Source organism: Kitasatospora sp. NPDC001119 (assembly GCF_053598475.1).
Genome location: NZ_JBSFKI010000007.1, coordinates 138,724 through 154,258, shown reverse-complemented (window position 1 = coordinate 154,258; position 15,535 = coordinate 138,724). Strand labels below are relative to the sequence as shown.

Below are 15,535 nucleotides of genomic sequence, written 5' to 3'. Positions count from 1 at the left end.
ACTGACAGCGCGCCCCCGGCGCGCGGCGCGGCGCACCGGGGGCGGCGGGCGACGGCCGCAGGGGCGCGGACCGACCGGTCCACGCCCCAGCGACGGTGGTGCGCCCCGCCGTTCGGCCAGGCCGCACCCGGCGGACCGTCACACCATGCCCAGCGCGTACGCCGCGAACAGCGCCGCCGCGGCCCCGGCCACCGCCTTGCCGCCCCGGGAGAGGGCCGTCCACGGGCCGTCGAACCGGCGGGTGAACCAGCCGACCGCCACCAGCACGGCGCCGAACAGCGGCAGCAGCGCCAGCCGGGCGAGCACCCAGCCGAGCGAGTCCGGCGCCGTGCTCAGCCCCGGGACGGCGCCCAGGGCGGCCGCGCCGGGCACCGCCACCGCGAGCATCGCGCTCTGGTGCCAGCAGAAGATCGTCATCGCCGACAGGTTGACCACCACGACCGGCAGCCAGAGCAGCGGACGGCCGGTCAGCAGCCGGCCCAGCCGCTCCCGCAGCAGTACCGCGGCGCCGCACTGGAACGCCGCCAGGGCGAGCACCAGCAGGGACGGCGGGTGCGAGTTGGTCCGCTCCGCCCCGGGCACGCCGACCATGCTGGCCGGGTAGTGGAAGACCAGCAGCAGCGCGGCGAACAGCGCGCCGCCGCCGAGCAGCAGCACCCGGGCCGTCGGGCGGCCGAGCCGGCCCTGCGCCCAGAGCACGCCCAGCTGGTAGCCGAACAGCCAGCCCGGCAGGATGTTCAGCAGCGCGACCCAGGACGGCACCGACCCGGCCCACGGCCCGTACCGCAGCAGGTCGACGGCGGCGACCGAGGCCACCAGCAGGCCCGCCGACCAGCCGCCCAGCCGGCGCCCGGCGGCCACGCAGAGCGGGGTGAGGGCCGTCAGCCCCAGGTAGACCCCGATGTACCAGAGCGGCTGCACCACCAGGGTGGCGCCGGTGCGCACGGTGTCCTCGGGGACGCCGAGCGCGGGCAGCAGCGGGATCAGCGCCGCCCAGACGGCCGCCACCCCGAGCACCGGGCGCAGCAGCCGGACCGCACGGGCCCGCAGCCAGCCGCCGTACGTGACGCCCTTGGCCCGGGCCCGCTCCAGCGAGCGGACCGAGGAGTGGCCGCCGACCAGGAAGAACACCCCGAGCATCTGGAGCACCCAGCTGAGCGGGGCGAAGAAGCCGAGGGTGGAGAGCGGGCTGGCGTTGTGCAGGGCGCCGTCGGGGGAGCGGGTGAAGCCGCCGAGCATCCAGTGGCCGACCGGTACGGCGAGCAGGGCGAGGGCGCGCAGCCCGTCCAGGGCGCGGTCGCGGTCGGCCGGGGTCTTCGCGTCGACCCGCGCGGCGGCGCGGCGCAGGGCGGTGAGCGGTCCGGCGGCGAGCGCTCGGGGGGTACGGGGCGGGGCGGCGAGGGTGTCGGCCATGGTGGTGCTCCTTCCGGTGCGGGCGGGTCAGGCGCGGCCGAGGGCGACGGCGGCGTAGGCGGCGAGGGAGGCGGTGCCGGGGGCGAAGTAGCCGGTGTGGCCGTGGGATCCGGTGGCGGGCAGCGGGCGGGCGCCGAAGCCGGGGGCGGTCGGGTCGGCGCCGTGGCCGAGGCCGAACAGCCGGACCTTGGGCACGTCGCCGATCCAGTCGGAGTCGTTGCGGGCGGTGGCCCAGAGCGGGACGCCCGGGTCGAGGTCGGCGGCCGAGCCGACGCCCATGCCGGGCGAGCCGAGCACCACCACGCCGGAGGCCTGTGCGGGGGTGGGGCGGGCCAGGCCGCAGACCACCGAGCCGTAGCTGTGGCAGAACACGGTGGGCGGGTCCTGCGGGCGGGTGGTGGCGGCGAGTCCGTCGAGCAGCCGGGTGAGGCGGGGGGCGCCGGCCCGGGCCAGGTCCTCGGTGGCGGCGTCCAGGCCGAGGCCGAGCGGGGTGGTGTAGCCGGCCCAGGCGATCACGGCGGTCTGTCCGCCGGTGGCGTCCAGGAGCGCCCGGGCCATGCCGGCCGGGGTGCCGTACGGGTCGCCGGCGCGGTCGAAGCGGAGCAGGTCGGTGTCGGAGCCGGGGACGATCACGGCGGTGCGGCGGGCGGTGGCGAGGTCGCCGTACACCTCGGCGACCTGGCCGCGGCCGCGCGGGTCGAAGGCGAGGATCCGCCGGCCGCCGTCCAGCAGGGCGCGGTAGCGCTCGGCGCGGGTGCGGGCGGCCTCGTGGTCCTGCGGGGTGAGGGCGGGGTCGGCGGCCCGGGCGAGTTCGCGGGTGCGCTCGGCGGTCAGCGCCAGGGCGTTGGCCCGGTACCGGAGGGCGATCGGGGCGCCGTCCAGGTTGCCGACCACCAGCGGGTACCGGGTGGTCAGGGCGTCCTGCCGGGCCGGGTCCAGCCCGGAGAAGAACGCGGCGACCCGGGCCGGTTCGGTGGTGGCCGGGTCGGGCAGCCGCAGGCCGAGCGAGGTGTCGGCCGTCCACGCGGCGCTGCCGGGCGGCGGGCCGGTGACCGGGGTCTGGGTGTCGGCGGCCCAGCCGCCCGCGCCGAGCATGATCGCCACTGCCACCGCGGCGCCGGCGATCGCCCGCCCGGCTCGAAACCTGCGCATGTCCCTGCTCCCTCCTCGTCCGTTCGGCCGCCGACTCGGTTCGGCTTCCGACGAGGAGGAAGGTAGGAATGCGACGGCCCCGCGGACGTCACACCGCGGGGCCAATTCCCGGGTGCTACCCGGGTATCAGAGGAGAGGGCGAACAGCTGCCGGTTACTGACCCGGTGTCACCAGGCCGGACTCGTAGGCCAGGATCACCGCCTGGGCGCGGTTGTGCAGGCCGAGCTTGGCGAGGATGCGCCCGATGTGGGTCTTGACGGTCTGCTCGGCGAGCACCAGCCCGGCGGCTATCTCCTGGTTGGACAGGCCGCGGGCGATCAGCTCCAGCACCTCGGTCTCGCGCGGGGTCAGGCCGTTGAGCCGCACCTTGGGGTCGCGGCGCCTGGCCGGGCGGGTGCGGGCGAAGTCCTCGATCAGCCGGCGGGTCACCGAGGGGGCGAGCAGTGCCTCGCCGGCCGCGACCACCCGGACCGCGGCGATCAGGTCGGCCGGCGGGGCGTCCTTGAGCAGGAAGCCGCTGGCCCCGGCGCGCAGCGCCTCGTACACGTAGTCGTCCACGTCGAAGGTGGTCAGCATCAGCACCTTGGGCCGGTGGGCGCCGGGCACGGCCGGTTCGAGCAGCCGCCGGGCCGCCTCCAGGCCGTCCATGACGGGCATCCGGACGTCCATCAGCACCAGGTCCGGGTGGGTGCGGCCGTTGACCTCCAGGGCCTGGGCGCCGTCCGCCGCGTCCCCCACCACGTCGATGTCGCTCTGGGCGTTGAGCAGGGCCGCGAAGCCCGCGCGCACCATGGCCTGGTCGTCGACGATGATCACGCGGATGGTCATGCGGTGGTCTCCTGGGGGGTGTCGGTGTCGGGGCGGTCGACGGGCAGGACGGCGGCCACCTTGAAGCCGCCGTCCGGCAACGGGCCGGTGTCCAGCCTGCCATCGACCAGCCGGACGCGTTCACGCATTCCGACCAGCCCCTGCCCGGTGCCCTCGACCGAGGCCTCCAGCGACTCGGTGCGCTGCGGCGGGGGCGCGTTGACCACCGTCACCAGCAGCGCCGGGCCGTCCGTGCTCAGCGACACCCAGGCCCGCGCGCCGGGGGCGTGCCGCACCACGTTGGCCAGCGCCTCCTGCACGATCCGGTAGGCGGACAGGCCGACGGCCTGCGGTGCCTGGTCCAGCAGGTCCACCAGGCCCGGTTCCACCGTCAGTTCGGCCGGTACCCCGGCCCGGCCCACCGTCTCGACCAGCTGGGCGAGTTGGCCCACCCCGGGCTGCGGGGCCCGCTCCCCGCCGGACTCCTCGCTGCGCAGCACGCCGAGCAGCCGGCGCATCTCGGCCAGCGACTCGCGGGCGGTGCCGGCTATCGCGGTGAACTCCTCGGCGGCCTCGTCCGGCACCCCGGTGATCCGGTACGGCGCGCTGGCGGCCTGCACCGCGATGACCGACATGTGGTGCGCGACCACGTCGTGCAACTCCCGTGCGATCCGGGCGCGTTCCTCCAGTAGGGTGCGGCGTTCACGTTCGACCTCGCTGATCTGCTCCTGCTCGCTGAGCAGTCGGCGCGCCTCGGCGCGGTCCCGGACGGCCCAGCCGAGCAGCAGCACGGCGCCGCTGAGCGCGATCAGCAGCATGGTGGTGCCGTCGCCGGAGCGGGGCAGGCCGAGCGTGGTGGTGAGCGCGGTGAGCGCGATGGTGGCGAGCCAGACCGAGAGCAGGGTGGCCCGGCTCTCCCGCAGCGCCAGGGCGATCAGCAGGAAGAGGTACGAGAGGATCATCGGCGCGGTCCACGGCCAGGTGCCGCCGTCCTGGTCGTACCGGGCGGTGATGGTGGCGGTGGCGACCAGGGTGCCCGCGCTGATCCACCAGGCGGCCAGCGGCCGGGTGATGGCGAGCAGCAGCGGCACCGTCTGGGCGACGGTGAGCGCGCCGGCCACCGGGAGCACCAGGCCGAAGAAGCCGACCAGGGTGGCGATCCCGGCGGGGATCAGCGAGGACAGCATGATCAGGACGACGGCGTACGGCAGCCGGCGCACCCAGCGCCGGGGCGACGTTCCGAGCAGCGGGGTGTGGCCGCCGCTCGGGGTGGTCAGGTGGTGTCGGAAGGTGCCCAGCAGGCGCAGGGCGTGCGGGCGGAGCTCGGCGGCGGTGAGGTTCTTCATCGCGCGCCAGCCTAGGAGGGCGGGGCCCCGCCGGGCGTCGCACCGGAGCCCGATTTTCCGGGTGCTACCGGGGTACCGGGTGATACCCCGGTATGACGCGGGTGCGCGGCCGGGTACTACGCGCGGTCGTGCCAGTGGCCGGCCAGGGCCGGGCCGAGCTGGTCGAAGTGACGCTCGATCACCGCGACCATGCCCTCGGGGCCGGCCGGCTCGTGCTCGGCGCTCCAGGAGAGGTGGGCCAGGCGCAGCAGTCCGCCGAAGACGGCGGCGAGCACGGCCGGGCGCAGGTCCTCGGCCGGGTCCAGGCCCTCGCGTTCGGCGAGCACCCGGACGACCAGCCGCTCCTGCTCGTTGACCCGCCGCAGGTGGGCGGCGAGCAGCGGGGGCGTCTCCTCGATCATCCGCATGAGTTCGAGGGCGCTGTGGATCGAGCCGGGGCCGGCGGCCTCCTCGCTGCCGAGGTCGTGCCAGGCCTTGACGATCGAGGCGCGCAGGGCCTGGAGCGGGGTCTCCTCGGCCGGGCGGTGGCGCAGGCACTCCATGAAGTAGTCCTCGGCCACGGCCATCACGGCGAGCGCGACCTCGTCCTTGTTGGCGAAGTAGCGGAAGAAGGTGCGCTGGGAGACGTCGACGGCGGAGGCGATCTCGTCGACGGTCGTCCGGGCGAAGCCCTGCCGGAGGAAGAGCACGTGGGCGGCCTGGATCAGGGCGTACCGGGTCTGCTGCTTCTTGCGCTCGCGCAGTCCGGGCGTGCGCCCGGGGCCCTCCGGGGCGGCGGTGGTGCGGGGGGTGTGAGCGGCCATGAGCAGGGGCCTTCCGGAGGGCTGGGTACGGCGGTGGGAGCACGATCCTAGCGCTCTGACAAATGTCAGTTATGGCCAGAAGTCACTGTTTGCCGAATGTCAGCGGCTGACATAATCTGCCGAGGTGGCGCCCGTCGGGCCGGGGCACCTGTGGGGACGGGTGGGCCGGGGCGCCACGACCACGTCCTGCACCCCAGCCACGCCCCCGGAGGGCCCTGATGAGCCAGTCCGTCGTGAAGAACTCCGAGGCGGACGCCCCGCCGCCGCCGAACCCGCCGTCGGGGGGCGGCCTCAAGGGGCACCCCTGGCTGACCCTGCTGACCGTCGCGGTCGGCGTCATGATGGTCGCGCTGGACGGCACGATCGTCGCCATCGCCAACCCGGTGATCCAGGAGAAGCTGCACGCGGCGCCCGCCGAGATCCAGTGGGTCACCAGCGGCTACCTGCTGGCCCTGGCGGTCTTCCTGGTCACCGCCGGCAAGATCGGCGACCGCTTCGGCCACAAGGCCACCTTCCTGGTCGGCGCGGTGGGCTTCGCCGTGACCTCGGCCGCGATCGGCTTCGCCGGCAACATCCAGACCGTGATCGCCTTCCGGGTGCTCCAGGGCCTGTTCGGCGCGCTGCTCCAGCCGGCCGCGCTCGGCCTGCTGCGCGGGGCCTTCCCGGCCGAGCGGCTCAACATGGCGATCGGCATCTGGGGCGGCGTGATCGGCGCCTCCACCGCGGCCGGCCCGATCGTCGGCGGCCTGCTGGTCGAGCACGTCAACTGGGAGTCGGTGTTCTTCATCAACGTCCCGGTCGGCCTGATCGCGCTGGCGCTGGGCCTGTGGATCCTGCGGGACGTCCGCGCCGAGAAGGCCGCCAAGTCCTTCGACCTGCCCGGCATCGCGCTGCTCTCGGTGGGGATGTTCGCGCTGGTCTTCGGCATCATCAAGGCCCCCGAGTGGGGCTGGGGCGACGGGCGGACGCTGCTGTTCCTGGGCGGCGCGGTGGTCCTGATGGTGCTGTTCGCGCTCTGGCAGGGCAAGGCCCGCGAGCCGCTGGTGCCGCTCGGCCTGTTCCGCTCGGTGCCGCTGTCGGCGGGCGTGCTGCTGATGGCGCTGATGGCCTTCGCGTTCTTCGGCGCGATCTTCTTCGTGACCTTCTACCTGCAGAACGTGCACGGGATGAAGCCGGTCGACGCCGGCGTCCACTTGCTGCCGATGACCGGCATGATGATCGTCGGCTCGCCGCTGGCCGGCCTGGCGATCGGGAAGCTGGGCCCGCGCATCCCGATCGTGGCCGGGATGCTGATCACCACCGTCGCGATGTACGGGATGTCCACCCTGGACACCGGCTCCGGCAACGGCGTGATGTCGCTCTGGTTCGTCCTGATGGGCCTCGGCATCAGCCCGGTCATGGTCGGCGCCACCGAGGTGATCGTCGGCAACGCCCCGCTGGAGCTCTCCGGCGTGGCCGGCGGCCTCCAGCAGGCCGCGATGCAGGTCGGCGGCAGCCTCGGCACGGCGGTGCTGGGCGCGCTGATGGCCGCCAAGGTCGGCGACGTGCTGCCGGGCAACTGGGCGAAGGCCGGGCTGCCGCCGGTCGAGGGCGCGGCGGGCGAGGGCCTCAAGCAGGCCGCCCAGCTCGGCATCGCCCCGCCGGCCCCGGCCGGCACCCCGCAGCAGGCGGTGGACGCGATGGCCGGCGCCGTCCACGAGTCCTTCGTGAGCGGCATGTCGCTCGCCTTCGCGGTGGCCTCGGTGGTGGCCCTCGCCGCCGCCGCGCTCGGCCTGCTCACCCGCCGCGGCACCACCGACGCGGGCCCGTCCGTGCACATCTGACGGCCCCACGGCCCGCCGCACGCCACGGCCCCGGACTCCTCGGAGTCCGGGGCCGTCGTGGTGCCCGGCGACGGGCGCCCCTGTGCGTCAGGCGCGGCTGAGGGCCACCAGCGGGACGGTCCGGGCGGTGGTGCGGTAGCCGGCGAACTGGGGCTGGGCGGCGATCTGACGGGCCCAGAGCGCGTCGTGCTCGGCCGGGTCGACCGGGGCCGCCAGGGCCGGGTAGCGCTCGGCGCCGACCTCGACGGTCACCTCGGGGTGGGCCACCAGGTTGCGGTACCAGAGCGGGTCCTGCTCGCTGCCGCCGTTGGAGGCGAAGACCACCAGCCGCCCGCCGTCCGGCAGGTAGACCAGGGGAGTGGTGCGCGGCTCGCCGCTGCGGGCGCCGACCACGGTGAGCAGGAGGACCGGCGCGTCGGCGAGCGGGCCGCCGACGGCCCCCTGCCGGGTGCGGAACTCCGCGATCACGTTCCGGTTGAACTCGCCCGCGCCGTCGGCGGGTTCGGGGTGCCGCCCGGAGGGCCCGGGCCTCGTCTCGTCGGTCATGGCGCCGAGCTTAGGGCCTGTCGTCGAACTCGCGTCTGCGGGGCGACGCTCCCCCAGCCTTCGGCCGGGAGGTACCCCCAGGGCACAAACGCACCTCGCCGCGTTGTCGTCGGTCGCCAATGGCCCCCAGCCTTCGGCCGGGAGGTGCCCCCACCGCAGTGGCTCCCTCCTCCGCCTTGCGATGCACGCACCCCAACGCCGCCCCGCCCGCCCTCCGGGCGGACGACGGGAGTTCGACGACAGGCCCAGGACCTCACACCGGTGTGAGGGTCAAGAACACGACGGACGGCGAAGGGCCGGACCCCCCGTGCGGGAGGTCCGGCCCCTCGGTGCCTCAGGGCCTACCGGCCGGTCAGGCGTCGCCGCCGGCGGCGCCCGGGTCGGCCGCGGTCACGTCGAGCAGCTGGTAGCGGTCGATCGCGTCCTTCAGCGCCGAGCGGTCGATCTTGCCCTGCTTGGCGAGCTCGGTGAGCACACCCAGGACGACCGACTGCGCGTCGATGTGGAAGAAGCGACGGGCCGCGCCACGGGTGTCGGCGAAGCCGAAGCCGTCGGCGCCCAGCGACTGGTACTGACCCGGCACCCAGCGGGCGATCTGGTCCGGCACCGCGCGCATCCAGTCGGACACCGCGACGACCGGGCCCTCGGCGCCCTGGAGCTTCTGCGTGACGTACGGCACGCGCTGCTGCTCCTCGGGGTGCAGCAGGTTGAACTCCTCGGCCTCCACCGCGTCGCGGCGCAGCTCGTTCCAGGAGGTCGCGGACCAGACGTCGGCCTTGACGTTCCACTCCTCGGCGAGGATGCGCTGGGCCTCCAGGGCCCACGGCACGGCCACGCCGGAGGCGAGGATCTGGGCCGGGATCTGGCCCGCGGTGCCCGGCGCGTACCTGTGCAGACCCTTGAGGATGCCCTCGACGTCCACGTTCTCCGGCTCGGCCGGCATCTTGATCGGCTCGTTGTAGACGGTCATGTAGTAGAACACGTCCTCGCCGTGCGGGTGCTCGGCGCTGGAGCCGTACATCCGCCGCAGACCGTCCTGGACGATGTGCGCGATCTCGAAGCCGTACGCCGGGTCGTACGCGACGACGCCGGGGTTGGTCGAGGCCAGCAGGTGCGAGTGGCCGTCGGCGTGCTGCAGGCCCTCACCGGTCAGCGTGGTGCGGCCGGCGGTGGCGCCGATCACGAAGCCGCGGGCCAGCTGGTCGGCCATCTGCCAGAACTGGTCGCCGGTGCGCTGGAACCCGAACATCGAGTAGAAGACGTACACCGGGATCAGCGGCTCGCCGTGGGTGGCGTAGGACGAGCCGGCGGCGATCAGCGAGGCGGTGCAGCCCGCCTCGGAGATGCCGTCGTGCAGCATCTGGCCGGTCGGCGACTCCTTGTAGGCGAGGAGCAGGTCCCGGTCGACCGACTCGTAGGTCTGGCCGAGCGGGTTGTAGATCTTCGCCGACGGGAAGAGCGAGTCCATGCCGAAGGTGCGGTACTCGTCCGGCGCGATCGGCACGAAGCGGTTGCCGATGCCCTTGTCCCGCATGAGGTCCTTGAGCACCCGGACGAACGCCATGGTGGTGGCGATGGTCTGGTTGCCGGAGCCCTTCTTGACCGCCTTGTAGGCGTCGTCGCCGGGCAGCTCCAGCTTCCGCGGGCGGACCTTGCGGGTCGGCACGTAGCCGCCGAGCTCCTCCCGGCGGTCGTGCATGTACTGGATCTCCTCCGAGTCGCGGCCCGGGTGGTAGTAGGGCGGGTAGCCCTCGTCCAGCTGCTTGTCGGTGATCGGCAGGTGCAGCCGGTCGCGGAAGCGCTTCAGGTCCTCGACCGTCAGCTTCTTCATCTGGTGGGTGGCGTTGCGGCCCTCGAAGTTGGGGCCCAGCGTCCAGCCCTTGACCGTCTGCGCCAGGATGACCGTCGGCTGGCCCTTGTGCTCGCGGGCCGCCTTGAACGCCGCGTAGATCTTCTTGTGGTCGTGGCCGCCGCGACCCAGGTGCTGGATCTGCTGGTCGGTCATGTTCTCGACCATGGCGCGCAGGCGCAGGTCGCCGCCGAAGAAGTGCTCGCGGATGTACTGGCCGGTCTCGGTGGCGTAGGTCTGGAACTGGCCGTCCACCGTGGTGTTCAGCTTGTTGACCAGGACGCCGTCGCGGTCCTGCGCGAGCAGCGGGTCCCAGGAGCGGTCCCAGACCAGCTTGATCACGTTCCAGCCGGCGCCCCGGAACTGGGACTCCAGCTCCTGGATGATCTTGCCGTTGCCGCGGACCGGGCCGTCCAGGCGCTGCAGGTTGCAGTTGACCACGAAGGTCAGGTTGTCCAGGCCCTCGCGGGCGGCCAGCGAGAGCTGGCCGAGCGACTCGGGCTCGTCCATCTCGCCGTCGCCGAGGAAGGCGTAGACCTGCGAGTCCGAGGTGTCCTTGATGCCGCGGTGCTCCAGGTAGCGGTTCATCCGCGCCTGGTAGATCGCGCCGAGCGGGCCGAGGCCCATCGAGACGGTCGGGAACTCCCAGAAGTCCGGCATCAGCCGCGGGTGCGGGTAGCTGGAGAGGCCGTACGGGGCCTTCGACTTCTCCTGGCGGAAGGCGTCGAGCTGCTGCTCGGTGAGCCGGTCCAGCAGGAAGGCGCGGGCGTAGATGCCGGGGGAGGCGTGACCCTGGAAGAAGATCTGGTCGCCCGACTCGCCCTCGGCGTCCTTGCCGCGGAAGAAGTAGTTGAAGCCGACGTCGTAGAGCGACGCGGAGGAGGCGAAGGTGGCGATGTGGCCACCGACGCCGATGCCGGGGCGCTGCGCCCGGGAGACCATGACGGCCGCGTTCCACCGGGTCGCGTTGAGGATCTTCCGCTCGATCTCCTCGTTGCCGGGGAAGAACGGCTCGTCCTTGGTCGCGATGGTGTTGACGTAGTCCGTGCTGCGCATCTCGGGCACGGCGACACGCTTCTCGCGGGCGCGCTCGATCAGCCGCAGCATCAGGTAACGGGCACGCTCACGCCCCCGCTCGTCGATGGCCGCATCGAGCGACTCCAGCCATTCCGCGGTCTCCTCGGGATCGAAGTCCGGGACCTGACTCGGAAGGCCGCCAATGATGATCGGGTTGCGATCGGATCCGGAAGCCACGCTGTTCCTTCACTGTCGGTCGAAACTGAGGTGTGTCGCGCCGCCTCCATCGTGCTACCGCGCTCGGAGATCCGTCATCTCTACCGATCGGTAACCGTCGCGCCCGGTGGGCGGTCCGGTCTGGTGGTGCGCGGTGCGGGCGTCTCCGTCCGCTCCGCACACCCCCGGGTGTTACGAAAAGAGGTGGTCCGACCTGGTGTCCCGTCCGCCCGATGGCGGGCGGCCGGGGTGAGGGCCAACAGGAGACTCTACGCCCGCGCACGCGCGGACCCCGAATGCCGTTCGCATCTCGGGCACACGTACGGCCTGTGGGCCGGGACCACCCGAAGCATCCTCGGACCATGCAGAAAAGGGCAAATCGGTGTGATTCCCGACACGTCCCACGGCGTGTTCCGGTGCGACACGTCAACCTTTGGAGGGGATCGGGGGTCGGGTACTTGCGCGAACCGCCGCGCCCGTGTGGACTACGGCCACAGCCTCGGCATGGATGCCGAGCCGAATACTGGAGGTTATTCCCGTGAGCGCGACCGCGGACCCCGCGGACAAGTCCAACCCGGCGACCCGTCTCGGCTTCGAAGAGGGCCAGATCATCCAGGAGCTGGGGTACGACGAAGACACTGACCAGGACCTCCGCGAAGGCATCGAGGAGCTCACCGGGACGGATCTCGTCGACGAGGACTACGACGACGTCGCCGACGCCGTCCTGCTGTGGCACCGCGACGACGACGGGGACCTCACCGACGCCCTCGTCGACGCGCTGGAGTACCTGGCGGAGGGCGGCCTCATCTGGCTGATGACGCCCAAGACCGGGCGGGACGGCCACATCGAGGCGTCCGACATCAACGACTCGGCCAAGACCGCCGGTCTCTCCCAGACCAGCTCGATCAACATCGTCAAGGACTGGGCGGCCACCCGGCTCGCGACCAAGTCCACGGCGAAGCAGAGCGGCGGAAAGCGCTGAGCGGGCTCTGAAGTCCCCGCACCGGGCCCCGCCGGAGGAACCCCCTCCGGCGGGGCCCGCTGCATGCCCGCCTCCCGCCCGGGGCCCGGCCGGCGCTCCGGACCGGCCCGTTCGCGGACGGCGAACGCGGCGGGCCGCGGCCGCCCGCCTCATCCGTTCGGCGGAACGGCCGTAAACGAATGCGAGGATGTGGCCTGCCGCGCCCGCCGCGCGGCGCGCTCGCGTCAGAAAGGTCCCGTTCATGGCCATCGAGGTCGGCACCCAGGCTCCGGACTTCGAGCTCCGCAACCAGCACGGCGAGTCCGTCCGGCTCTCCGACTTCCGCGGCCGGAAGAACGTCGTCCTGGTCTTCTACCCGTTCGCCTTCACCGGTGTCTGCACCGGCGAGCTGGGCGCGATCCAGCGGGAGCTGGCGGGCCTGCAGAACGACACCGTGCAGGTGCTCGGGCTCTCCTGCGACTCCCAGTTCTCCCAGCGGGTCTTCGCCGACCGGGAGGGCCTGGAGTTCCCGCTGCTGGCCGACTTCTGGCCGCACGGCGAGGTCGCCCGCGCGTACGGCGTCCTCGACGAGGAGCGGGGCTGCCCGCTGCGCGGCACCTTCGTGGTCGACACCGCCGGCGCGGTGCGCTGGAGCGTCGTCAACGGCCTCCCGGACGCCCGGGACGAGCAGGAGTACCTGAAGGTGCTCGCGGCGCTCTGAGGCCCCGCCGGGGGCCCCGGACGCGTCCCGGGCGCGCCCGCCGGGCCCCTTCGGCGCCCGCCGGCCGGGTGCCGTGGGGCCGTGTCCGGCCTGATCAGGGGTGCGGGCGGGAACCCCGTACTACGCTCGGGCCGTTGGCGGGGTGGGACGCGGGGGCCGATCGGCCTCCCGCCGCCCCGGACCGCACCACCGGGGGCACCACTGGACGTGCCTCCCGATTCTTGGAGGACTAGTGGGAGTCAGCCTCAGCAAGGGCGGCAACGTCTCGCTCACCAAGGAGGCACCCGGCCTCACGGCCGTGGTCGTCGGCCTGGGCTGGGACGTCCGGACCACCACCGGTGCGGACTTCGACCTGGACGCCAGCGCCCTGCTGTGCAACGCCCAGGGCAAGGTCGCCTCGGACGGCAACTTCGTGTTCTTCAACAACCTGAAGAGCCCGGACGGCTCGGTCGAGCACACCGGTGACAACCTGACCGGCGAGGGCGAGGGCGACGACGAGGCGATCAAGGTCAACCTGGCCGGCGTCCCGGCGGACGTGGAGAAGATCGTCTTCCCGGTGTCGATCTACGACGCCGAGACCCGCAGCCAGAACTTCGGCCAGGTGCGCAACGCGTTCATCCGCGTGGTGAACCAGGCCGACAACTCGGAGCTGGCCCGCTACGACCTCTCCGAGGACGCCTCCACCGAGACCGCGATGGTCTTCGGCGAGCTGTACCGCAACGGCAGCGAGTGGAAGTTCCGCGCCATCGGCCAGGGCTACGCCTCCGGCCTGCGCGGCATCGCGCAGGACTTCGGCGTCAACGTCTGAGCCGTCGCCGGCGCCCTGCGGCGCGGGCTGCGCGCCGTTCTCCCGGGGCGGCCCTGGACCTCCGTGGTCCGGGGCCGCCCCGGCTTCGTCCGACCCGGTGCCGCGCTGGTCCGCGGCGCTGCGAGGATGTGAGTTCAGGAAGTTCAGCCGACCAAAGCCGGTCGGCCGGGGCCGCGGGGGACTACACCTGGATGGCGCCCCGGGAGAAGCAAGGGAGGAAGAACGTCATGGTGGTCACGCTTGCCAAGGGTGGCAACGTCTCGCTCACCAAGGCCGCGCCGAACCTGACGCAGGTCCGGATCGGCCTCGGCTGGTCCGCCCGTTCAACCACGGGCGCCCCGTTCGACCTCGACGCGAGCGCCCTGATCTGCGGTGGCGGGCGAGTGCTCGGTGACGAGTACTTCGTCTTCTACAACAACCTCAAGAGCCCCGAGGGCTCGGTGGAGCACCAGGGCGACAACCTCACCGGCGGCGACGACACGGGTGACGACGAGGTGGTCGAGGTCAACCTGGACCTCGTCCCGGTGCAGGCCGACAAGGTGATCTTCGCGGTCTCGATCTACGAGGCCGAGGCGCGGCTCCAGAACTTCGGTCAGGTCCGCAACGCCTACATCCGGGTCGTCAACTCGGTCGACGGCCAGGAGATCGCCCGGTACGACCTGTCCGAGGACGCGTCCAGCGAGACCGCGATGATCTTCGGCGAGCTGTACCGCTACGCGGGCGAGTGGAAGTTCCGCGCAGTGGGCCAGGGGTACGCCTCCGGCCTGCGTGGCATCGCGCTCGACTTCGGCGTGAACGTACAGTAAGGGCGGAAATCGGACTTATCGCACCCGACCCGATCATGAGAACAGAGGGCAGTGCGGGGGTGGCCTGACCGGGCCCGGCCCGGTCAGGGCGTCTCGGGTACGAGGCCGACCCCGGCACGGCCAAAACCCGAAAGGTAGCCAACTCCCGTGTTCCTCCGCACATTCGGCTGGTCGCTCGCGATCACCGCCATCGGCCTGGTCGCGGCCGGACTGCTCTGGGGAGCCCAAGGCTTCGGCATCGTGCTGATCCTCTCCATCCTGGAGATCTCCCTGTCGTTCGACAACGCGGTGGTCAACGCCACGGTGTTGAAGCGGATGAACCCGTACTGGCAGAAGATCTTCCTGACCGTCGGTGTGCTCATCGCGGTCTTCGGCATGCGCCTGGTCTTCCCGCTGCTGGTCGTCGGCCTCACCGCGAAGCTCAACCCCACGACGGTCATCGACCTGGCGCTGCACTCCGACAAGACCCACGACGGCCTCACCTACGGCCAGTACCTGGAGGCGGCCAACCCGGCCATCGCGGCCTTCGGCGGCGTCTTCCTGCTGATGATCTTCCTCGACTTCATCCTCGGGGAGAAGGACTACAACTGGCTGTCCTGGATCGAGCGCCCGCTGGAGAAGGTCGGCAAGCTGGAGGCCTTCTCCACCGTCGTCGCCCTGGTCGCCCTGCTGCTGGCCTCCAACTTCTTCGCCGGGGAGCACGCGGAAACCGTTCTGCTCGCCGGCGTCCTCGGCCTGGTGACCTACCTCGCGGTCAACGGCCTCTCGTCGATCTTCGAGTCCGGCCTGGAGGCCGAGGAGGAGCGGGAGGAGGAGGCGGAGAAGTCCGGCAAGTCGATCATGCAGGTCGGCGGCAAGGCCGCGTTCTTCCTCTTCCTCTACCTGGAGGTCCTGGACGCCTCGTTCTCCTTCGACGGCGTGGTCGGCGCGTTCGCCATCTCCAGCGACATCTTCCAGATCACCCTGGGCCTCGGCATCGGCGCGATGTACATCCGCTCGCTGACCGTCTTCCTGGTCCGCAAGGGCACCCTGGACGACTACGTCTACCTGGAGCACGGCGCGCACTACGCGATCGGCGCGCTGGCGGCGATCCTGCTGGTCGGCATCAAGTTCCACATCCCGGAGATCGTCACCGGCCTGATCGGCGTCGCCTTCATCGGACTGGCACTCGGCTCGTCGATCCTGCGCAACCGGCGCGAGGGCGCCGGCGAGGACGAGGAACCGGAGCTGGTGGGCAGCGGCAAGTAGCCGCCCACGCGGTCCGCAG

13 protein-coding genes are annotated in these 15,535 nt (G+C 72.4%); 6 read left to right on the top strand and 7 right to left on the bottom strand.

Annotated features, from left to right (window positions below; all coding sequences use genetic code 11):
- Positions 1 to 138: 138 nt before the first annotated feature.
- The 5 genes from ACWDD9_RS11175 to ACWDD9_RS11155 form a co-directional block, all read right to left on the bottom strand.
- Positions 139 to 1,413, bottom strand: coding sequence for an acyltransferase family protein (locus ACWDD9_RS11175; RefSeq protein WP_449811431.1), 1,275 nt, complete (start codon positions 1,411 to 1,413; stop codon positions 139 to 141).
- Between the two features lie 27 nt (positions 1,414 to 1,440).
- Complete coding sequence (locus tag ACWDD9_RS11170) at positions 1,441 to 2,565, bottom strand: alpha/beta hydrolase (RefSeq protein WP_449811430.1); 1,125 nt, start codon at positions 2,563 to 2,565, stop codon at positions 1,441 to 1,443.
- A gap of 153 nt (positions 2,566 to 2,718) precedes the next feature.
- The gene (locus tag ACWDD9_RS11165) at positions 2,719 to 3,393 is read right to left on the bottom strand and encodes a response regulator (RefSeq protein WP_049652627.1); all 675 of its coding nucleotides are present in this window, start codon (positions 3,391 to 3,393) and stop codon (positions 2,719 to 2,721) included.
- A complete protein-coding gene (locus tag ACWDD9_RS11160) occupies positions 3,390 to 4,718 on the bottom strand; it encodes a sensor histidine kinase (RefSeq protein WP_387966220.1) in 1,329 nt (442 codons plus the stop codon). The genes ACWDD9_RS11165 and ACWDD9_RS11160 overlap by 4 nt, the downstream gene beginning before the upstream one ends.
- Before the next feature lie 116 nt (positions 4,719 to 4,834).
- On the bottom strand, positions 4,835 to 5,521 hold the full coding sequence (locus ACWDD9_RS11155) for a TetR/AcrR family transcriptional regulator (protein WP_049652623.1): 687 nt from the start codon (positions 5,519 to 5,521) through the stop codon (positions 4,835 to 4,837).
- A gap of 233 nt (positions 5,522 to 5,754) precedes the next feature.
- Here ACWDD9_RS11155 and ACWDD9_RS11150 point away from each other — a divergent pair, with 233 nt between their 5' ends.
- Entirely contained in the window at positions 5,755 to 7,344 is a 1,590-nt protein-coding gene (locus ACWDD9_RS11150; RefSeq protein WP_369808305.1) for an MFS transporter, read from the top strand.
- Positions 7,345 to 7,431: 87 nt separating this feature from the next.
- On the opposite strand, the gene ACWDD9_RS11145 is transcribed toward ACWDD9_RS11150, so the two are convergent.
- Complete coding sequence (locus ACWDD9_RS11145) at positions 7,432 to 7,890, bottom strand: nitroreductase/quinone reductase family protein (protein WP_079271734.1); 459 nt, start codon at positions 7,888 to 7,890, stop codon at positions 7,432 to 7,434.
- A 352-nt stretch (positions 7,891 to 8,242) separates the two neighbouring features.
- Positions 8,243 to 10,993, bottom strand: coding sequence for a pyruvate dehydrogenase (acetyl-transferring), homodimeric type (aceE, locus tag ACWDD9_RS11140; RefSeq protein WP_074000772.1), 2,751 nt, complete (start codon positions 10,991 to 10,993; stop codon positions 8,243 to 8,245).
- A 517-nt stretch (positions 10,994 to 11,510) separates the two neighbouring features.
- Here aceE and ACWDD9_RS11135 point away from each other — a divergent pair.
- From ACWDD9_RS11135 to ACWDD9_RS11115, 5 genes are all read left to right on the top strand, one after another.
- Positions 11,511 to 11,954, top strand: coding sequence for a DUF3052 domain-containing protein (locus ACWDD9_RS11135; RefSeq protein ID WP_049652614.1), 444 nt, complete (start codon positions 11,511 to 11,513; stop codon positions 11,952 to 11,954).
- A 241-nt stretch (positions 11,955 to 12,195) separates the two neighbouring features.
- A complete protein-coding gene (locus tag ACWDD9_RS11130) occupies positions 12,196 to 12,654 on the top strand; it encodes a peroxiredoxin (RefSeq protein ID WP_074000773.1) in 459 nt (152 codons plus the stop codon).
- A 232-nt stretch (positions 12,655 to 12,886) separates the two neighbouring features.
- Positions 12,887 to 13,462 carry a TerD family protein gene (locus tag ACWDD9_RS11125; protein WP_074000774.1) on the top strand — a complete coding sequence of 192 codons (576 nt, stop codon included), beginning with the start codon at positions 12,887 to 12,889 and terminating at the stop codon, positions 13,460 to 13,462.
- A 227-nt stretch (positions 13,463 to 13,689) separates the two neighbouring features.
- The gene (locus tag ACWDD9_RS11120) at positions 13,690 to 14,268 is read left to right on the top strand and encodes a TerD family protein (protein WP_049652609.1); all 579 of its coding nucleotides are present in this window, start codon (positions 13,690 to 13,692) and stop codon (positions 14,266 to 14,268) included.
- 147 nt (positions 14,269 to 14,415) lie between these two features.
- Positions 14,416 to 15,516, top strand: a complete 1,101-nt coding sequence (locus ACWDD9_RS11115) for a DUF475 domain-containing protein (RefSeq protein WP_049652607.1) — start codon at positions 14,416 to 14,418, stop codon at positions 15,514 to 15,516.
- Positions 15,517 to 15,535: the final 19 nt, after the last annotated feature.

Excerpts from the sequence above, each read along its gene's own strand:
- ACWDD9_RS11155 (WP_049652623.1), bottom strand. The coding sequence starts at position 5,521 with ATGGCCGCTCACACCCCCCGCACCACCGCCGCCCCGGAGGGCCCCGGG.
- ACWDD9_RS11120 (WP_049652609.1), top strand. The coding sequence starts at position 13,690 with ATGGTGGTCACGCTTGCCAAGGGTGGCAACGTCTCGCTCACCAAGGCC.
- ACWDD9_RS11175 (WP_449811431.1), bottom strand. The coding sequence starts at position 1,413 with ATGGCCGACACCCTCGCCGCCCCGCCCCGTACCCCCCGAGCGCTCGCC.
- ACWDD9_RS11160 (WP_387966220.1), bottom strand. The coding sequence starts at position 4,718 with ATGAAGAACCTCACCGCCGCCGAGCTCCGCCCGCACGCCCTGCGCCTG.
- ACWDD9_RS11170 (WP_449811430.1), bottom strand. The coding sequence starts at position 2,565 with ATGCGCAGGTTTCGAGCCGGGCGGGCGATCGCCGGCGCCGCGGTGGCA.
- ACWDD9_RS11130 (WP_074000773.1), top strand. The coding sequence starts at position 12,196 with ATGGCCATCGAGGTCGGCACCCAGGCTCCGGACTTCGAGCTCCGCAAC.
- ACWDD9_RS11145 (WP_079271734.1), bottom strand. The coding sequence starts at position 7,890 with ATGACCGACGAGACGAGGCCCGGGCCCTCCGGGCGGCACCCCGAACCC.
- ACWDD9_RS11165 (WP_049652627.1), bottom strand. The coding sequence starts at position 3,393 with ATGACCATCCGCGTGATCATCGTCGACGACCAGGCCATGGTGCGCGCG.